The following is a 17185-nucleotide window of genomic DNA, read 5'->3' on the forward strand; positions in this document are numbered from 1 at the left end:
ATGCACCGCGACCCCCTGACTCTACCCCTTCCCTATCGTCGGCAACCTCAAGATGGTATAAGGGACAGTCCCCAAGGGTATAAATAAGTAACACCAAGCCCCACCCAAGCGCACCCGACACCTCCAGCGCACCATTTCAGTGCCGCGAATGCACCGCAAAAACCACGCGCAAACGGTCAAATGCGTCAAAAGTTATACGGATGCGACATTAAGGTACGTTCGTGCCACGGTTTAACGCCGCCGACCGCTCTGGATCTTGCATTGGGTATGGCCCCTGCATAAGTATCCGCAGGCACGACTCACGAGGTCGTACCTCACTACTAAAAAATGACAACAAATCATGAGGCCAACATGCTTAAACACGCGGTCATTCCGTTTTTAGTCGGCGCAGGCTTGTTAGCCTCCGCACCGTTCGCATCCGCTGCGACTAACCTGGTGTTCTGCTCCGAAGGGAGCCCGGCCGGTTTCGACCCAGGCCAGTACACCACCGGAACCGACTTCGACGCCTCAGCCGAAACCATGTTCAATCGCCTGACCCAGTTCGAGCGCGGCGGCACCGCCGTGATTCCTGGCCTGGCGACCAAGTGGGACATTTCCGACGATGGCCTGACTTACACCTTCCACCTGCGCGAAGGCGTCAAGTTCCACACCACCCCTTATTTCAAGCCGACTCGTGAATTCAACGCCGACGACGTGCTGTTTACGTTCAACCGCATGATCAACAAGGACGACCCGTTCCGTAAGGCGTACCCGACCGAATTCCCGTACTTCACCGACATGGGGATGGACACCAACATCACCAAGATCGATAAAGTCGACGACCACACCGTCAAGTTCACCCTGAAAGAAGTCGACGCCGCGTTCATCCAGAACATGGCGATGAGCTTCGCCTCCGTGCAGTCCGCCGAGTACGCGGCCCAACTGCTCAAGGATGGCAAAGCCGCCGATATCAACCAGAAGCCGATCGGCACTGGCCCGTTCGTGTTCAAGAGCTACCAGAAAGACTCGAACATCCGTTACACCGGCAACAAGGATTACTGGAAGCCTGAAGATGTGAAGATCGACAACCTGATCTTTGCCATCACCACTGACCCGTCGGTGCGTATCCAGAAACTGAAAAAGAACGAGTGCCAGGTCACCCTGTTCCCGCGTCCGGCGGATCTGAAAGCGCTCAAAGAAGACAAGTCGCTGAAGATGCCGGATCAGGCCGGCTTCAACCTTGGCTACATCGCCTACAACGTGATGGACAAGGTCAAGGGCAGCAACGAGGCCAACCCGCTGGCTGACCTGCGTGTGCGTCAGGCGCTGGACATGGCCGTGAACAAGCCGCAGATCATCGATTCGGTTTACCAGGGCGCGGGCCAGCTGGCCGTCAACGCCATGCCGCCGACCCAGTGGTCTTACGACACCACGATCAAAGACGCCAAGTACGATCCTGAGAAAGCCAAACAGCTGCTCAAGGAAGCCGGCGTCAAGGAAGGTACCGAGATCGTCCTGTGGGCGATGCCTGTACAGCGTCCATACAACCCGAACGCCAAACTGATGGCTGAAATGCTCCAGTCCGACTGGGCCAAGATCGGCTTGAAAGTGAAGATCACCAGCTACGAGTGGGGCGAGTACATCAAGCGTTCCAAAGGTGGCGAGAACCAGGCCATGATCATTGGCTGGAGCGGTGACAATGGTGATCCGGACAACTGGCTCAACGTGTTGTTCGGCTGCGACTCCCTCAGCGGCAACAACTTCTCCAAGTGGTGCGACAAGAAGTTCGACGGTCTGGTGAAAGAAGCCAAACGCACGACCGATCAGGGCAAGCGCACCGAACTGTACAAACAGGCGCAACACGTCCTCAAAGATGCAGTCCCGATGACACCTATCGCTCACTCGACGGTGTACCAACCCATGCGCGCCAACGTGCAGGATTTCAAGATCAGCCCATTCGGCTTGAATTCTTTCTACGGCGTCAGCGTCAGCAAGTAAGGCATTGCAACGGCGGCGTTTCTGACGTCGCCGTTGTTTTATCTACCGGGTAAACAGGAAAAGGCCTACACCAAAATCCGTAGTAGATGATTGCTTCGGTATTGGCGCGTCGACTTTTCCTACGAGCATTAAGGCATTTACGTATTTACTGCCAGAAGCACGGTGCCTACCGTCGCGTACTGACCAGTTTCCGCGTGGGCCACCGGTTTGCCGTACGTCATGGTTTGAGCTCAATGTTGCCTGAACGTCTGTGGATGAGACGACGGCGCATTGCACAACACTAAAAAAGAGGGAGCGTCATGCGCCATACCTTGAAGTTTTCCGCATTGCTGGGGGCCGGCCTGTTGGCCGCGTCGTCCGCCAGTTTCGCCGCACCGAAAAGCCTGGTGTTCTGCTCGGAAGGCAGCCCGGCGGGTTTCGATACCGCGCAATACACGACGGCCACCGATAACGACGCCGCCGAACCGCTGTACAACCGACTGGTCGAGTTCGAAAAAGGCGCGACCAATGTCGTACCTGGCCTGGCAACCACATGGGATATTTCCGAGGATGGTCTGAAATACACCTTTCACCTGCGTGAAGGTGTGAAATTTCATACGACTCCTTATTTCAAGCCAACCCGCGACTTCAACGCCGACGACGTGCTGTTCACGTTCAATCGCATGCTTGATGCGCAACAGCCGTTTCGTAAGGCTTACCCGACCGAATTCCCGTATTTCAACGGGATGAGCCTGAACAAGAACATCGCCAAGGTCGAGAAGACCGGGCCGCTGACCGTGGAGTTCACGCTCAACAGCGTCGACGCCGCGTTCATTCAGAACATCGCCATGAGCTTCGCCGCGATCCTGTCTGCCGAGTACGCCGACAAGCTGTTGGCCGAAGGCAAGCCGAGCGATATCAACCAGAAACCGATCGGCACCGGGCCGTTCGTGTTCAAGAGTTATCAGAAAGATTCGAACATCCGTTACACGGCTAATAAACAGTATTGGGACCCGAGCCGGGTCAAGCTCGACAATCTGATATTCGCTATCAACACCGATGCCTCGGTACGCGTGCAGAAGCTCAAGGCCAACGAGTGCCAGATCACCCTGCACCCACGCCCTGCCGACGTTGAAGCGTTGAAAACCGATCCGAAGCTGCAACTGATTTCCAAGCCGGGCTTCAACCTCGGCTACATCGCCTACAACGTCCGCCACAAGCCTTTCGACCAGCTCGAAGTGCGCCAGGCGCTGGACATGGCGGTGAATAAACAGGGAATTCTCAACGCTGTTTATCAGGGCGCCGGCCAACTGGCCGTCAACGCCATGCCACCGACCCAGTGGTCCTACGATGACACCATCAAAGACGCCGCCTACAACCCGGAAAAAGCCAAAGAGCTGCTCAAGGCTGCCGGTGTGAAAGAAGGCACCGAGATCACCCTGTGGGCGATGCCGGTGCAGCGTCCGTACAACCCGAACGCCAAACTGATGGCCGAAATGCTCCAGTCCGACTGGGCCAAGATCGGTCTGAAAGTGAAGATCGTCAGCTACGAATGGGGCGAGTACATCAAGCGCACCAAGAACGGCGAGCATGATGTCAGCCTGATCGGTTGGACCGGTGACAATGGGGATCCGGACAACTGGCTGGGTACGCTGTACAGCTGCGACGCCATCGGCGGCAACAACTACTCCATGTGGTGCGACCCGGCGTACGACAAGCTGATCAAGCAGGCCAAGGTCGTTACCGACCGCGAACAGCGCACCGTGCTTTATAAACAGGCCCAGCAATTGCTTAAACAGCAAGTGCCGATCACGCCAGTCGCCCACTCGACGGTCAACCAACCGTTAAGCACCCGGGTCGAAGGGTTCAAAGTCAGCCCGTTCGGCCGCAACGTATTTTCGGGCGTCAGTATCGATTAAACCCACCGATTAGCCGCAATGCTGAGGGGAGCCGTCTACTCCCCTCACGCAAGCGCTTTGCCGAAATTCGCCAATCCGGCTTTTTGCAAACGTTTGCGATGTGTGAACGAGTTCTAAACCAATAACCGGACTACCAAAAAAAGCCGGGATAAAAAGAAAGTAAAGGAGCTTCACCCATGAAACTGAGCAGCACCGCGATACTGGCCCTGGCCATCAGCAGCATCACCGCGACGGCGTATGCCGAACCTGCAAGTCAGGAATTCGTCCCTACCACACTGGCCGGCAGCAGCGCCCAAAGCGAGGCCAAAGGCTTTATCGATGGACAAAGCCTGGGCGGCACAACCCGCAACTGGTATGCCAACGAACTGAAGCGTCGTGATGACCGTTTCAGCTACGTGAAAAACAGCGACAAGAACACGTCGCCATTGGTCAAGACGCCGACTGCGCGTCGCATCAACTGGGTACAGGGCACCATCGTCAACTACACCTCGGGCTTCACCCAAGGCACCGTTGGCGTGAGCACCGAAGTCGCCGCTTACAACGCCATTGTGCTTGACGGTGACCGCAAGAACATCGCCGGCGGCTCCAACCGTACTCTGGCCGATTCCGACGGCGACGCCGTTGACCAGTGGAGCAAACTGGGCCTGGCCAACGTCAAGTTCCGCGTGTCCAACACCACCCTGACTGCCGGCCGCCAGAACTTCAGCACGCCGATCGTGGATGTCATCGGCAACCGTCCGCTGCCTTCGAGCTTTGAAGGTATCAGCCTGCACAGCGAGGAATTCAACAACCTGTCGTTCGACCTGGGCGGGTTTGACCGCGTCTCGCCGCGTACTGAGCAGAGCCTGTCGAAATTCCGCACCGAATATTCGCAAACGGGCGTGGAGACCGACAAGGTCTACACCGCAGGCGTGAACTACCAGCCGCTGAAGAGCCTGAAAACCAGCCTCTATGTCGCCAATGTCGAAGATTTCTGGAACCAGTACTACTTCGGCGGCACCCACGAACTGGGTGACAGCCAGGTGCTGAGCCTGACCACCGGTCTGAACTACTACAAGACCGTCGATGAAGGCAAAAAACTGATGGGCAACATCGACAACGATACCTACTCGCTGTCGCTGGGTCTGACTCACCAGGCTCACAGCCTGACGTTCTCGTACCAGGAAGTTAACGGTAACGAGTACTTCGACTACCTGCACGAAACCAACGGCATCTACCTGGCCAACTCCCTGCTGTCGGACTTCAACGGCCCGAACGAGAAGTCCTTCCAGATTGCCTACGGCATCAACATGGCCGAGTACGGTGTACCTGGCCTGAAGTTCAACATCTACCAGGCACGGGGCTGGGGCATCGACGGTACTCACTACCGTGGCACCGCCTACACCGACCCGGGCGCCAAGCGCGGCGACCTGAGCCTGATGGATGGCGAGTCCCACTACGAATACGGTGTCGGGGCTTCCTACGCTGTGCAAAGTGGCCCGCTCAAAGCCACTGCAATTCGCGCGACGTACACCACTCACCGCGCCAGCGAGCATCAGGCTGACGGCAACATCAACGAGTTCCGTCTCGTGACCACCATCCCGTTCAACATTCTGTAAAAACGCCAACCGACGGCTGACTCATGATGAGTCGGCCGTTCGGTTTTCTGTCTTCAACCGATTGCAGAGGGTTATCGATGAAAATGCTTCCCCTACGTGCGGCCATGGCGGCTGCGTTGCTGAGCGTTGCCATTGGCGCCTCGGCCAAACCCTTGGTGGTCTGCACCGAAGCCAGCCCGGAAGGCTTCGATATGGTCCAGTACACAACTGCAGTCACGGCGGATGCTGTGGCCGAAACCATCTTCAACCGCCTGGTGGACTTCAAGCCGGGCACCACGGAAATCGTTCCGGCCCTGGCGGACACCTGGGACATCAGCGAAGACGGACTGACGTACACGTTCCACCTGCGCCAAGGCGTCAAGTTTCACACCACCGAATATTTCAAGCCGACTCGCGACATGAACGCCGACGACGTGGTCTGGAGCTTCCAGCGCCAGCTGGACCCGAACCACCCGTGGCACAAATTGTCGAGCGTGGGCTTCCCGTACTTCGAAAGCATGGGCTTCAAGGAACTGCTCAAAAGCGTCGAAAAAGTTGACGAGCACACGGTCAGGTTCACTCTGACCCGCCGCGAAGCGCCGTTCCTGGCCGACGTTGCGATGCCGTTCACCGCCGTCTACTCCGCCGAGTACGCCGATCAATTGCTCAAGACCAACAAGGCCGGCGACCTCAACAACAAGCCGATCGGCACCGGCCCGTTCGTTTTCCAGCGTTACGCCAAGGACGCGCAGGTGCGATTCAAGGCCAACCCGGATTATTTCCGTGGCAAGCCACCGGCCGATGCGCTGATCCTGGCCATTGCCACCGACAACAATGTGCGCCTGCAGAAGCTCAAAGCCAACGAGTGCCAGATCGCCTTGTATCCGAAGCCCGACGACATTCCGAGCATCAAGAAAGACAGCAACCTGAAAGTCGACGAGCTGGACGCGATGACCGTTTCGTACATCGCCATGAACACCCAGCACAAATACATGAGCGACGTGCGTGTGCGTAAAGCTATCGATATCGCTTTCGACAAGGAAGCCTATGTCAACGCGCTGTTCGGCAAAGGCAACGCGTCGGTAGCGGTCAACCCATACCCGCCGACTCTGCTCGGCTACAACCACGACCTGAAAAACCCGCCACGCGACCTGGACAAGGCGCGCGCCCTGCTCAAGGAAGCCGGGGTTCCGGAAGGCACTACCTTCACCCTGTTCACCCGCAACGGCGGCGGCCCGACCAACCCCAACCCGATGCTCGGCGCGCAAATGATGCAGGCTGACCTGGCGAAAGTCGGGATCAAGATCGACATCCGCGTGATGGAATGGGGCGAAATGCTCAAGCGCGCCAAGGCCGGCGAGCACGACATGGTCTCGGCCGGATGGGCGGGCGACAACGGCGACCCGGATAACTTCCTGACGCCTATGCTCAGTTGCGAGGCCGCCAGGAACGGCGAAAACTACGCACGCTGGTGCAACGAGAAATTCCAGGCGCTGCTGGATGAAGCGCGGGCTAAAGTAGATCCGGCCGAACGCGCCGCGCTCTACGAACAGGCACAAGTGCTGTTTAATCAGGACCAGCCATGGATCAGCATGGCCCATACTCGGATGTTCACTGCAATGCGCAAAAATGTAGAGGGCTACCACATCAGCCCTCTCACCACCAATAACTTCGCCACCACCCAGGTGAAGTAGATAAGAAACGCCCGGCAGACCTGACCCCAGGCTCGCCGGGCACGCCTAACCGGCTGATGAGGTACCACACAAGATGTTTAGTTTTATTGCCCGCCGACTGGGGTTGTTGATCCCCACGTTTTTCGGCATCACCTTGCTGACTTTCGCGTTGATTCGCATGATTCCGGGCGACCCCGTGGAAGTGATGATGGGCGAACGTCGGGTCGACCCCGAAATGCACGCTCAGGCAATGGAACGCCTGGGGCTGAACAAGCCGCTGTATGCCCAGTATCTGGACTACATCGGCAAACTGGCCCAGGGCGATCTCGGTGAGTCGTTGCGTACCCGTGAAAGTGTGTGGACCGAGTTCACCTCTCTTTTCCCGGCGACCCTGGAACTGTCCATGGCCGCCCTGCTGTTCGCCGGCATTCTCGGCCTGCTGGCCGGGGTAATCGCGGCGCTCAAGCGAGGATCGCTGTTCGACCACGGGGTGATGGGCATCTCCCTCGCGGGCTATTCGATGCCGATCTTCTGGTGGGGCCTGATCCTGATCATGTTCTTCTCGGTGAGCCTGGGGTGGACCCCGGTCTCCGGGCGCATCGACCTGCTGTATGACATCGAGCCGAAAACCGGCTTCATGCTGATCGACACGCTGCTGGCCGATGACGTCGGCGCGTTCTTCGATGCGCTGCATCACTTGATCCTGCCGGCCATCGTGCTCGGCACCATTCCGCTGGCGGTGATCGCGCGGATGACCCGTTCGTCGATGCTCGAAGTGCTGCGTGAAGACTACATCCGCACCGCCAAGGCCAAAGGCCTGTCGCCGTCGCGCGTGGTATTCGTCCACGGTCTGCGCAACGCGCTGATTCCGGTACTGACCGTGGTCGGTCTGCAGGTCGGCACACTGCTGGCCGGTGCAGTCCTGACCGAAACCATCTTCTCCTGGCCCGGCATCGGCAAATGGCTGATCGAAGCCATCGGCGCCCGGGACTATCCGGTGGTGCAAAACGGCATCCTGTTAATCGCCTGCCTGGTGATTCTGGTCAACTTCGTGGTGGACATCCTCTACGGCTTTGCCAACCCACGCATCCGTCATCAGCGCTGAGGTCAATACCCATGAGCACTCCAACATCCTCAGTAGCCACCGCCACGTCCGCCGTGGATCAAAGCCTGCTGTACCCGTCGCCGTACAAAGAATTCTGGCAAGCGTTCTCCAAGAACAAGGGCGCCGTTGCCGGCCTGCTGTTCATGCTGCTGATCATCTTCTGCGCGATCTTCGCGCCGTGGGTGGCGCCGCATAACCCGAGCGAGCAATACCGTGACTTCCTGCTGACGCCACCGGCGTGGCTCGAAGGCGGGCAGCTGCAGTTTCTGCTCGGCACCGATGAACTCGGTCGTGACCTGCTCTCGCGTCTGATCCAGGGCTCGCGCCTGTCGCTGTTGATCGGCTTGTCGTCGGTGGTGATGTCGTTGATTCCGGGGATCCTGCTGGGTCTTTTCGCCGGTTTCTTCCCGAAGATGATCGGCCCGACCATCATGCGTCTGATGGACATCATGCTGGCCCTGCCATCGCTGTTGCTGGCCGTGGCGATCGTCGCCATCCTCGGCCCTGGCCTGATCAACACCGTGATCGCGATTGCCGTGGTTTCGCTGCCGTCCTACGTGCGTCTGACCCGTGCCGCCGTGATGGGCGAACTGAACCGCGACTACGTCACCGCCGCGCGCCTGGCCGGTGCCGGTCTGCCGCGTCTGATGTTCATCACCGTGTTGCCCAACTGCATGGCGCCGCTGATCGTGCAGGCGACCCTGAGCTTCTCGTCGGCGATCCTCGATGCTGCGGCACTGGGCTTCCTCGGCCTCGGCGTGCAACCACCAACCCCTGAGTGGGGCACCATGCTGGCCTCGGCCCGCGACTACATCGAACGCGCCTGGTGGGTAGTCAGCTTGCCTGGTTTGACCATTTTGCTCAGCGTGCTGGCAATCAACTTGATGGGCGACGGCCTGCGCGATGCGCTGGACCCGAAACTCAAGAACGCCGCCTGAGGAGATTCCCATGTCACTGCTAGAAATCAAGAATCTCAACGTCCGCTTCGGCGACAAGAACGCCACGCCGGTGGTCGACGGCCTCGATCTGAAAGTCGACAAAGGCGAAGTACTGGCCATCGTGGGCGAGTCGGGCTCGGGTAAATCCGTGACCATGATGGCGCTGATGGGCCTGATCGAACATCCCGGCATCGTCACCGCTGACTCGCTCAGCTTCGACGGCAAGGACATGCTCAAGCTGAGCAACCGTCAGCGTCGGCAGATCGTCGGCAAAGACCTGTCGATGGTGTTCCAGGATCCGATGACCGCGCTGAACCCGAGCTACACCGTCGGTTTCCAGATCGAAGAAGTGCTGCGCCTGCACCTGAAAATGTCCGGCAAGCAAGCGCGCAAGCGTGCCATCGAACTGCTGGAAAAAGTCGAGATCCCGGGCGCCGCCAGCCGCATGGACGCCTACCCGCATCAACTGTCTGGCGGTATGAGCCAGCGTGTCGCGATCGCCATGGCGATTGCCGGCGAGCCGAAACTGCTGATCGCTGACGAACCGACCACGGCCCTCGACGTGACGATTCAGGCGCAGATCATGGATCTGCTGCTGGCGTTGCAGAAAGAACAGAACATGGGCCTGGTGCTGATCACTCACGATCTCGCGGTCGTGGCGGAAACCGCTCAGCGCGTCTGCGTGATGTATGCAGGCCAGGCCGTGGAAGTCGGCCAGGTGCCGCAACTGTTCGACATCCCCGCACACCCGTACAGCGAAGCGCTGCTCAAGGCGATTCCCGAGCACAGCCTCGGCGCCTCACGCCTGTCGACCCTGCCGGGCATCGTTCCGGGTCGTTACGACCGTCCGCAGGGTTGCCTGCTGTCGCCGCGCTGCCCGTACGTGCAGGACAACTGCCGCGCGCAGCGTCCGGGCCTTGACCCGAAAAGCCACAGCCTCGCCCGCTGCTTCTACCCGCTGAACCAGGAGGTGGCGTAATGGCCGTCGTACTTACCGCCCGCGACCTGACCCGTCACTACGAAGTCTCCCGTGGCCTGTTCAAGGGCCACGCCACCGTGCGCGCGCTCAACGGCGTGTCGTTCGAACTGCAAGCCGGCAAGACCCTCGCCGTAGTGGGTGAGTCGGGCTGCGGCAAATCCACCCTCGCCCGCGCCCTGACACTGATTGAAGAACCGTCTTCGGGTTCGCTGCAGATCGCCGGCCAGGAGGTCGCCGGCGCTGACAAGGCCGAGCGCAAGCAACTGCGCAAAGACGTGCAGATGGTCTTTCAGAGCCCGTACGCATCGTTGAACCCACGGCAGAAAATCGGTGATCAACTGGCCGAGCCGCTGCTGATCAACACCAAGCTGTCGGCCAGCGAACGTCGCGAGAAAGTCCAGGCGATGATGAAGCAGGTCGGCTTGCGGCCCGAGCACTACCAGCGCTATCCGCACATGTTCTCCGGCGGTCAGCGCCAGCGAATCGCGCTGGCCCGGGCGATGATGCTGCAACCGAAAGTGCTGGTGGCGGATGAACCGACCTCGGCGCTGGACGTGTCGATTCAGGCCCAGGTGCTCAACCTGTTCATGGACCTGCAGCAGGAGTTCAACACCGCGTACGTGTTCATCTCGCACAACCTCGCGGTGGTGCAGCACGTGGCCGATGACGTGATGGTGATGTATCTCGGCCGCCCGGTGGAACTGGGCCCGAAAAACGACATCTACGAACGTCCGCTGCACCCTTACACCCAGGCGCTGCTGTCGGCGACCCCGACCATTCACCCGGACCCGAACAAGCCGAAAATCAAGATCGTCGGCGAACTGCCCAACCCGCTGAACCCGCCTTCAGGCTGCGCCTTCCACAAGCGCTGCCCGTACGCGACCGAACGTTGCAGCACGGAAGAGCCGCTGCTGCGTGAGCTGGATAACCGGCAGGTGGCTTGCCACTACGCCGAGCAGTTTCTCGACGGCGCGGCATAAGGCCAATGCTGAGACCTGCATAAAACCTGTAGGAGCTGACGAGTGCAACGAGGCTGCGATCTTTTGATTTTCAGAAGCAAGATCAAAAGATCGCAGCGTTCCGCAGCTCCTACAGGGGATTTGCGGTGAATCAGAGTTAACCAAACCCCTTCCACCTCGATTGCGCATCAGTCGAGGCAGAAGGGGTTTTCTTTGCCCGGTAATTTACGTCTGGCTATCGCCTTCGTCATCCGGGTCATCGGTATCCGGCTCGTCAGTGGTCGTATCGTCATCATCGGCGCTGCCACCCTGATTCATATCCCCCGGCTCCGACTCGGACTTGGCGAGCATCAGCCCGCTATGCCCGACCTGGCCGTTGAACGCCTGAGATTCGTGATCCTCGCACTCGGCCCACGCCGTTGCGGTACCGAGGGATAGCATCACCATCACTTTCAACAACATCAGAATCCGTAACAATCTGCTTTTCATGGCCGACTCCATCCTGTTGCGCTAAGACATGCTTGCCGGACTGGCTCCGAGTGAAATCTAGTTGCGATCGGCCCGGCTCACCAGTTAGGACGCGGCCATGCAGGCATAAATGCCATCGACGGCCAGATTGCTTTCGAATAACTGCCATAACTGAAACAGCTAAGCGGCGCGCGTCGCCTGCCACGTCAGCGGGATGGAGATCAGCACCAGCAGCGCACTCATCAGCCAGACGCTGTGCCCGCCAAACTCGCCATAAAGCTGACCGCTGAGCACCGGCGACAACAACGCGCTGACGCTCCAGCTCATGAAGAACAGCCCGAAGTACTGACCGCTTTTGCCACTCTGGGCAAACTGCATCGCCAGTACATTGAGCGGCGGCATGAACAACGCTTCGCCCAGCGTCCAGATAACCGTCGACAAACACACAAAAGCCAACCCGGACCCGAACGGCAACATGCCCAGCCCACAGGCCAACAGCACGCTGCCGACGAGCATTTGCCAGCGCGAGCCCCAACGCTCGACCGAATGCGACAGCGGAATCTGCAACGCGATCACCAACAGCGCATTGAGCCCGAACTGCCAACCGATCGCTTCGGTGCTCAGGTGGTAGTGATCGCGCAGATAATTGCCCAGCGTGCTGTAAACGGTGTCGAACGCAATACCGAGCGCGGCCGTCGCTGCCAATAGCCAGAGGAACGGCTTGTCGCGATACGGCGAGCCGGCAGTGGCATCCAGCGCCAGCTCCTGCTGCAGAATCGGCCGCCGCCACGTTGTTCGTACAAACCACAGCAACGCCAGCATCGTCATCGCCGCACTGGCAAAAAACACCCAACGAAAATCCGCCTGCGCCAACACCCCACCGGCCACCCCGGCGGCGGCCATGCCCAGATTGCGCGCGACCCGACTTAAGGCCTGCGCCCGCGAGCGCTGCGCAACTTCGCAGTACTCCATGATCAGCCGCTGATGCAACGTCCGAATCGCCCCGTCGATGACACCGCTGAGCAACAGCAAACCGGCGAGCCACGGCACCTGGGTCACGAGTCCCAACAGCACCAGCACCCACACCGAAACGAAAAACAGCGCCGCCGTCAGCCGCGCCGTGCGCACGTGATCACTGAGCCAGCCACCCAGCATCGAACCGACCAGCAACCCCGCGCCATAAGCCGAGAGCAGCCAGCCGACGGTTTCAATCGCCAGGCCCAATTCCTGACGCAGGTACAACGCCATGAACAACTTGACCATGGCGCTGAGGCGATTGATGAACAAAAGCGCGGCGAGGACCCAGGCCATGGGGGTGAAATAGCCGTTGGGGCGCAGGAGATGATTCAGTCGACTTGTCACTCCATTGGTCTCTTCGAACGACTGGCAGGAATGAAACACTAACGGCCGCACGGCGGTTTTCGCACCGCAAGACACTCAAACCACGAAAAAAGGATTCGCCCTACAAACCACTGTAGGAGATGCCGCAGGCTGAGAACTATTGACCTTACTTTTCAGGATCGCAGTCTTCTACAACCGAATTGGATTGAGTGCATCAAACAGAAAATCGTCGGCCCGCAGATCGCCTTCGCGAGCAAGCTCGCTCCACAGAGCAGCAAAAGCAAAAGATCGCAGCCTTCGGCAGCTCCTACACACGATGAGCGTTAGCTCGAGTGCTCTTGACCTTGCCTAACCAGCGACATCGGAAGGCTGAGTGGAGGGATCGATCCGGGCGTGGGAGGCCGAACGCAGGAGCAAAGCCTTTTGGTTCCTTTTTGCTGGGCCGGCACTCCGGCGTTTGAAAAAGGAACTCGCCGTAAGGGCGAAACCGCCAGCCGCAACACCCCAAAAAACGGATATGCCCCCAAAACAACCAGAGCATGGTCGGCCCAAAGGCCGCCAATACCAAGGCAAAAAAAAAGCCCCCAAGGCCTACACCTCAGGGGCTTTCAGAAAAACAAATCAAACCTTAATGGTGCTCCCGCGTCGCGCGGAATTTCACATCCGGCCAGCGCTCTTCCATCAACGCCAGATTCACCCGCGTAGGCGCCAGATAGGTCAAATGCCCACCGCCATCGAGCGCCAGGTTCTCCACCGCCTTGTTGGAAAACTCCTCAAGCTTCTTCTTGTCGTCGCACTCGATCCAGCGCGCCGAGTACACAGTGATGGGCTCATACGAGCACTCAACTTTGTATTCTTCTTTCAACCGGCTCGCGACCACATCGAACTGCAGCACACCGACGGCGCCAAGAATGATGTCGTTGCTGCGTTCCGGGAAGAACACCTGCGTCGCGCCCTCTTCCGCCAACTGCTGCAAGCCCTGACGCAGTTGCTTGGATTTCAGCGGATCACGCAGACGCACGCGACGGAACAGTTCCGGGGCAAAGTGCGGGATACCGGTGAAACCCAGCACTTCGCCTTCGCTGAAGGTGTCGCCGATCTGGATCGTGCCGTGGTTGTGCAGGCCGATGATGTCGCCGGCGTAGGCCTCTTCCAGCTGTTCACGCTCTGAGGAGAAGAACGTCAGGGCGTCGCCGATGCGCACGTCCTTGCCGGTGCGTACGTGGCGCATCTTCATGCCTTTCTCGTACTTGCCGGAGCAGATACGCATGAAGGCAATGCGGTCACGGTGTTTCGGGTCCATGTTTGCCTGGATCTTGAAGATGAAGCCCGAGAACTTCTCTTCGACCGGCTCGACAGTACGCTCGTTGGCGACACGGGCCAGCGGACGCGGCGCCCAGTCAACGACAGCATCAAGCACATGGTCGACACCGAAGTTGCCCAGCGCGGTACCGAAGAACACCGGGGTCAGTTGACCGTCGAGGAATTCCTGCTGGTTGAATTCGTGGCAGGCGCCCTGCACCAGTTCCAGTTGTTCGATGAAGCGCTCGTACTCGTCGCCCAAATGTTCGCGGGCTTCGTCGGAGTCGAGTTTCTGGATGATCTTGGTTTCGGTGCGTTCGTGACCGTGGCCCGGGGTGTAAACGATGATGTAGTCATCGGCCAGGTGGTACACGCCCTTGAAGTCGCGGTAGCAACCGATCGGCCAGGTGATCGGCGCCGCCTTGATTTTCAGAACGGCTTCGATCTCGTCGAGCAGTTCGATCGGGTCGCGGATGTCGCGGTCGAGTTTGTTGATGAAGCTGACGATCGGCGTGTCACGCAGTCGGCAAACGTCCATCAGCGCGATGGTACGCGGCTCGACACCTTTACCGCCGTCGAGGACCATCAAGGCCGAGTCCACCGCAGTCAGGGTGCGATAGGTATCTTCGGAGAAGTCTTCGTGGCCCGGGGTGTCGAGCAGGTTGATCATGTGTTCGCGATAGGGGAACTGCATGACCGACGTGGTAATGGAAATACCCCGCTGCTTCTCCATCTCCATCCAGTCGGATGTGGCATGGCGATCGGATTTACGGGATTTCACCGTACCGGCCACCGCAATCGCCTTGCCCATCAACAGGAGCTTTTCGGTGATCGTGGTTTTACCGGCATCGGGGTGGGAAATAATGGCGAAAGTGCGGCGTTTCGCGACTTCGGCGGCCTGTTGGGTCATGGGAAATCGCCTGGCGGTGATTCAAAAAAGGGCGGCGAGTATAGCTTAAAAAGTGATCGCCGAACCACCGTCCCTCGGCCGCGCAAAACCCCGCCGGAGCTACCGAAGGCTGCGATCTTTTGACCTGTTTTTTAGAAGCCAGATCAAAAGATCGCAGCCTGCGGCAGCTCCAACGGGTGGCCAGATGGCATCCAATGTGGGAACCTTTTAAGGCACGGAGACGTCCATCCCCTGTTACGAATTGTCGTCAGGGGCTGAAAAATCAGCAAGTTAGCCTGACGAGGCTGCGCTCATGGCTCGCTTTCACACCGCTTGGCCGGTGCTGGAAAACGGCTACTTTTCGCGAACGCTGACTCCGGCAGCCAGGAATGGTTTTGCCACGCGGAGCAGCGCTCGCCGACTACAAAAAAAGGAGTCCGCCTGTGGCTATCCGCTATGGCAAAGGGCTGATGGGAGGTGCGGTGGTGATCGCGCTCCTGGCCCTGCTGGTCCACTGGATCGGCATCAACACGATCGAACACTACCGCGACGATTTGTTGTTTTACCTGCAAGCTCATCTGGTTCTCGTCCTCGCTTCCATGCTGGCCGCCCTCGTCGTGGGCATCCCCGCCGGTATCTTCCTCAGCCGCCCCAACATGGTCGGCCGCGCCGAACGCTTCATGCAGATCTTCAATATCGGCAACACCGTGCCGCCATTGGCCGTGCTCGCGATCGCGCTGGGCATCCTCGGCATCGGCAGCGGCCCGGCGATCTTCGCCCTGTTCCTCGCCTCCCTATTGCCGATTGTGCGCAACACCTACGAAGGCCTGAAAAATGTCCAGGGCTCGCTGAAAGAAGCCGCCGTCGGCATCGGCATGACGCCGCGCCAGGTGCTGTGGAAAGTCGAATTACCCAACGCCGTGCCGATCATTGTCGGCGGCGTGCGTGTCGCACTGGCCATCAACGTCGGCACCGCGCCACTGGCCTTCCTGATCGGCGCCAACAGCCTTGGCAGCCTGATCTTCCCCGGCATCGCCCTGAACAATCAGCCGCAACTGCTGCTCGGCGCCGCGTGCACCGCGCTGCTGGCGTTGTTGCTCGATGGCGTGGTCACCCTTGCCAGCCGTCTCTGGCTGGAACGCGGTTTGCGCCCGTCTTAAGGCGTTTGAAGGAATATTTATGAAACGACTCAGCTTGATCCTAGGCTGCTTCCTGCTGTTCGCAGGAATCGCACAAGCCGCTGAAAAACCGGTGATTCGCCTCGGCGCCCGGGTCTTCACCGAGCAGACCCTGCTCGCCGAAATCACCGCGCAATACCTGCGCAGCAAAGGCTACGACGCGCAGATCACCGGCGGTCTGGGCAGCAACCTCGCCCGCAGCGCCCACGAAAGCGGACAACTGGACATGCTCTGGGAGTACACCGGCGTATCGCTGGTGGCCTACAACCATGTCACCGAAAAACTCGACAGCGCGCAGTCCTACGCCCGGGTCAAAGAACTCGATGCGAAGAAAGGCCTGATCTGGCTGACGCCGTCGAAGTTCAGCAACACCTACGCCCTCGCCCTGCCGAAAAAGGTCGCTGAGCAATATCCGCAGATCGGCAACATCAGCCAGCTCAACGACGTGCTGCGCGCCGAAGCCAAGAGCAATCACCTGGTGGCGCTGGACACCGAGTTCGCCAACCGTTCCGACGGGCTCGACGGCATGGTCAAGCTCTACGACATGAACCTGACCCGCAAGAACATTCGCCAGATGGACGCCGGCCTGGTCTACACCGCGCTGCGCAACGGCCAGGTATTTGCCGGTCTGGTCTACACCACCGACGGCCGCCTCAATGCCTTTGGCCTGAAGTTGCTGACCGACGACAAGCATTACTTCCCCGACTACACCGCCGCGCCCGTGGTGCGTCAGGCCACGCTGGATGCGAATCCAAAACTGGCCGAACAACTCAAGCCGCTGGCCGAACTGTTCGACGATGAAACCATGCGCCAGCTCAACGCGCGGGTCGACGTCAATCATGAAAGCCCATCGTCCGTTGCCGCCGATTTCCTGCGCCAGCACCCACTGAATTAAGAGAGG

At 59.2% G+C, this 17185-nt stretch carries 13 protein-coding genes; 10 read left to right on the forward strand and 3 right to left on the reverse strand.

Annotated features, from left to right (window positions below):
- The first annotated feature begins 351 nt into the window (after positions 1 to 351).
- The 8 genes from CXF97_RS08815 (at position 352) to CXF97_RS08850 (ending at position 11127) form a co-directional block, all read left to right on the forward strand.
- The gene (locus CXF97_RS08815) at positions 352 to 1977 is read left to right on the forward strand and encodes an ABC transporter substrate-binding protein (RefSeq protein WP_101157994.1); all 1626 of its coding nucleotides are present in this window, start codon (positions 352 to 354) and stop codon (positions 1975 to 1977) included.
- Positions 1978 to 2276: 299 nt separating this feature from the next.
- On the forward strand, positions 2277 to 3875 hold the full coding sequence (locus CXF97_RS08820) for an ABC transporter substrate-binding protein (protein ID WP_101157996.1): 1599 nt from the start codon (positions 2277 to 2279) through the stop codon (positions 3873 to 3875).
- Between the two features lie 176 nt (positions 3876 to 4051).
- Positions 4052 to 5473, forward strand: a complete 1422-nt coding sequence (locus CXF97_RS08825) for an OprD family porin (protein ID WP_101157998.1) — start codon at positions 4052 to 4054, stop codon at positions 5471 to 5473.
- A 77-nt stretch (positions 5474 to 5550) separates the two neighbouring features.
- The gene (locus CXF97_RS08830) at positions 5551 to 7146 is read left to right on the forward strand and encodes an ABC transporter substrate-binding protein (RefSeq protein ID WP_101158000.1); all 1596 of its coding nucleotides are present in this window, start codon (positions 5551 to 5553) and stop codon (positions 7144 to 7146) included.
- A gap of 73 nt (positions 7147 to 7219) precedes the next feature.
- On the forward strand, positions 7220 to 8230 hold the full coding sequence (locus CXF97_RS08835; protein WP_016771720.1) for an ABC transporter permease subunit: 1011 nt from the start codon (positions 7220 to 7222) through the stop codon (positions 8228 to 8230).
- Between the two features lie 11 nt (positions 8231 to 8241).
- Positions 8242 to 9168: an ABC transporter permease subunit gene (locus tag CXF97_RS08840; RefSeq protein WP_101158002.1), complete on the forward strand. Its 927-nt coding sequence runs from the start codon at positions 8242 to 8244 to the stop codon at positions 9166 to 9168.
- Positions 9169 to 9178: 10 nt separating this feature from the next.
- Complete coding sequence (locus CXF97_RS08845) at positions 9179 to 10147, forward strand: ABC transporter ATP-binding protein (RefSeq protein ID WP_101158004.1); 969 nt, start codon at positions 9179 to 9181, stop codon at positions 10145 to 10147.
- The gene (locus CXF97_RS08850) at positions 10147 to 11127 is read left to right on the forward strand and encodes a peptide ABC transporter ATP-binding protein (RefSeq protein WP_101158006.1); all 981 of its coding nucleotides are present in this window, start codon (positions 10147 to 10149) and stop codon (positions 11125 to 11127) included. Before CXF97_RS08845 ends, CXF97_RS08850 begins: the two co-directional genes overlap by 1 nt.
- Before the next feature lie 204 nt (positions 11128 to 11331).
- Here CXF97_RS08850 and CXF97_RS08855 read toward each other — a convergent pair whose 3' ends face one another.
- The 3 genes from CXF97_RS08855 to CXF97_RS08865 all read right to left on the reverse strand — a co-directional run bounded on the left by CXF97_RS08855 (position 11332) and on the right by CXF97_RS08865 (position 15127).
- On the reverse strand, positions 11332 to 11595 hold the full coding sequence (locus CXF97_RS08855) for a hypothetical protein (protein ID WP_101158008.1): 264 nt from the start codon (positions 11593 to 11595) through the stop codon (positions 11332 to 11334).
- A 159-nt stretch (positions 11596 to 11754) separates the two neighbouring features.
- Entirely contained in the window at positions 11755 to 12936 is a 1182-nt protein-coding gene (locus tag CXF97_RS08860) for an MFS transporter (RefSeq protein WP_101158010.1), read from the reverse strand.
- Positions 12937 to 13543: 607 nt separating this feature from the next.
- Positions 13544 to 15127 carry a peptide chain release factor 3 gene (locus CXF97_RS08865; protein WP_101158012.1) on the reverse strand — a complete coding sequence of 528 codons (1584 nt, stop codon included), beginning with the start codon at positions 15125 to 15127 and terminating at the stop codon, positions 13544 to 13546.
- Positions 15128 to 15576: 449 nt separating this feature from the next.
- Between CXF97_RS08865 and CXF97_RS08870 the strand changes: the two genes are divergently transcribed.
- Both CXF97_RS08870 and CXF97_RS08875 read left to right on the forward strand, forming a co-directional pair.
- Positions 15577 to 16266, forward strand: a complete 690-nt coding sequence (locus tag CXF97_RS08870; RefSeq protein WP_172833351.1) for an ABC transporter permease — start codon at positions 15577 to 15579, stop codon at positions 16264 to 16266.
- A gap of 19 nt (positions 16267 to 16285) precedes the next feature.
- The gene (locus tag CXF97_RS08875; RefSeq protein WP_101158015.1) at positions 16286 to 17179 is read left to right on the forward strand and encodes a glycine betaine ABC transporter substrate-binding protein; all 894 of its coding nucleotides are present in this window, start codon (positions 16286 to 16288) and stop codon (positions 17177 to 17179) included.
- Positions 17180 to 17185 lie beyond the last annotated feature (6 nt).

It is taken from the genome of Pseudomonas sp. Choline-02u-1 (assembly GCF_002836515.1).
Lineage (GTDB): Bacteria > Pseudomonadota > Gammaproteobacteria > Pseudomonadales > Pseudomonadaceae > Aquipseudomonas.

Coding starts and splice junctions, on each gene's coding strand:
- CXF97_RS08815 (WP_101157994.1), top strand. CDS start 352: ATGCTTAAACACGCGGTCATTCCGTTTTTAGTCGGCGCAGGCTTGTTA.
- CXF97_RS08820 (WP_101157996.1), top strand. CDS start 2,277: ATGCGCCATACCTTGAAGTTTTCCGCATTGCTGGGGGCCGGCCTGTTG.
- CXF97_RS08825 (WP_101157998.1), top strand. CDS start 4,052: ATGAAACTGAGCAGCACCGCGATACTGGCCCTGGCCATCAGCAGCATC.
- CXF97_RS08830 (WP_101158000.1), top strand. CDS start 5,551: ATGAAAATGCTTCCCCTACGTGCGGCCATGGCGGCTGCGTTGCTGAGC.
- CXF97_RS08835 (WP_016771720.1), top strand. CDS start 7,220: ATGTTTAGTTTTATTGCCCGCCGACTGGGGTTGTTGATCCCCACGTTT.
- CXF97_RS08840 (WP_101158002.1), top strand. CDS start 8,242: ATGAGCACTCCAACATCCTCAGTAGCCACCGCCACGTCCGCCGTGGAT.
- CXF97_RS08845 (WP_101158004.1), top strand. CDS start 9,179: ATGTCACTGCTAGAAATCAAGAATCTCAACGTCCGCTTCGGCGACAAG.
- CXF97_RS08850 (WP_101158006.1), top strand. CDS start 10,147: ATGGCCGTCGTACTTACCGCCCGCGACCTGACCCGTCACTACGAAGTC.
- CXF97_RS08855 (WP_101158008.1), bottom strand. CDS start 11,595: ATGAAAAGCAGATTGTTACGGATTCTGATGTTGTTGAAAGTGATGGTG.
- CXF97_RS08865 (WP_101158012.1), bottom strand. CDS start 15,127: ATGACCCAACAGGCCGCCGAAGTCGCGAAACGCCGCACTTTCGCCATT.
- CXF97_RS08870 (WP_172833351.1), top strand. CDS start 15,577: ATGGGAGGTGCGGTGGTGATCGCGCTCCTGGCCCTGCTGGTCCACTGG.
- CXF97_RS08875 (WP_101158015.1), top strand. CDS start 16,286: ATGAAACGACTCAGCTTGATCCTAGGCTGCTTCCTGCTGTTCGCAGGA.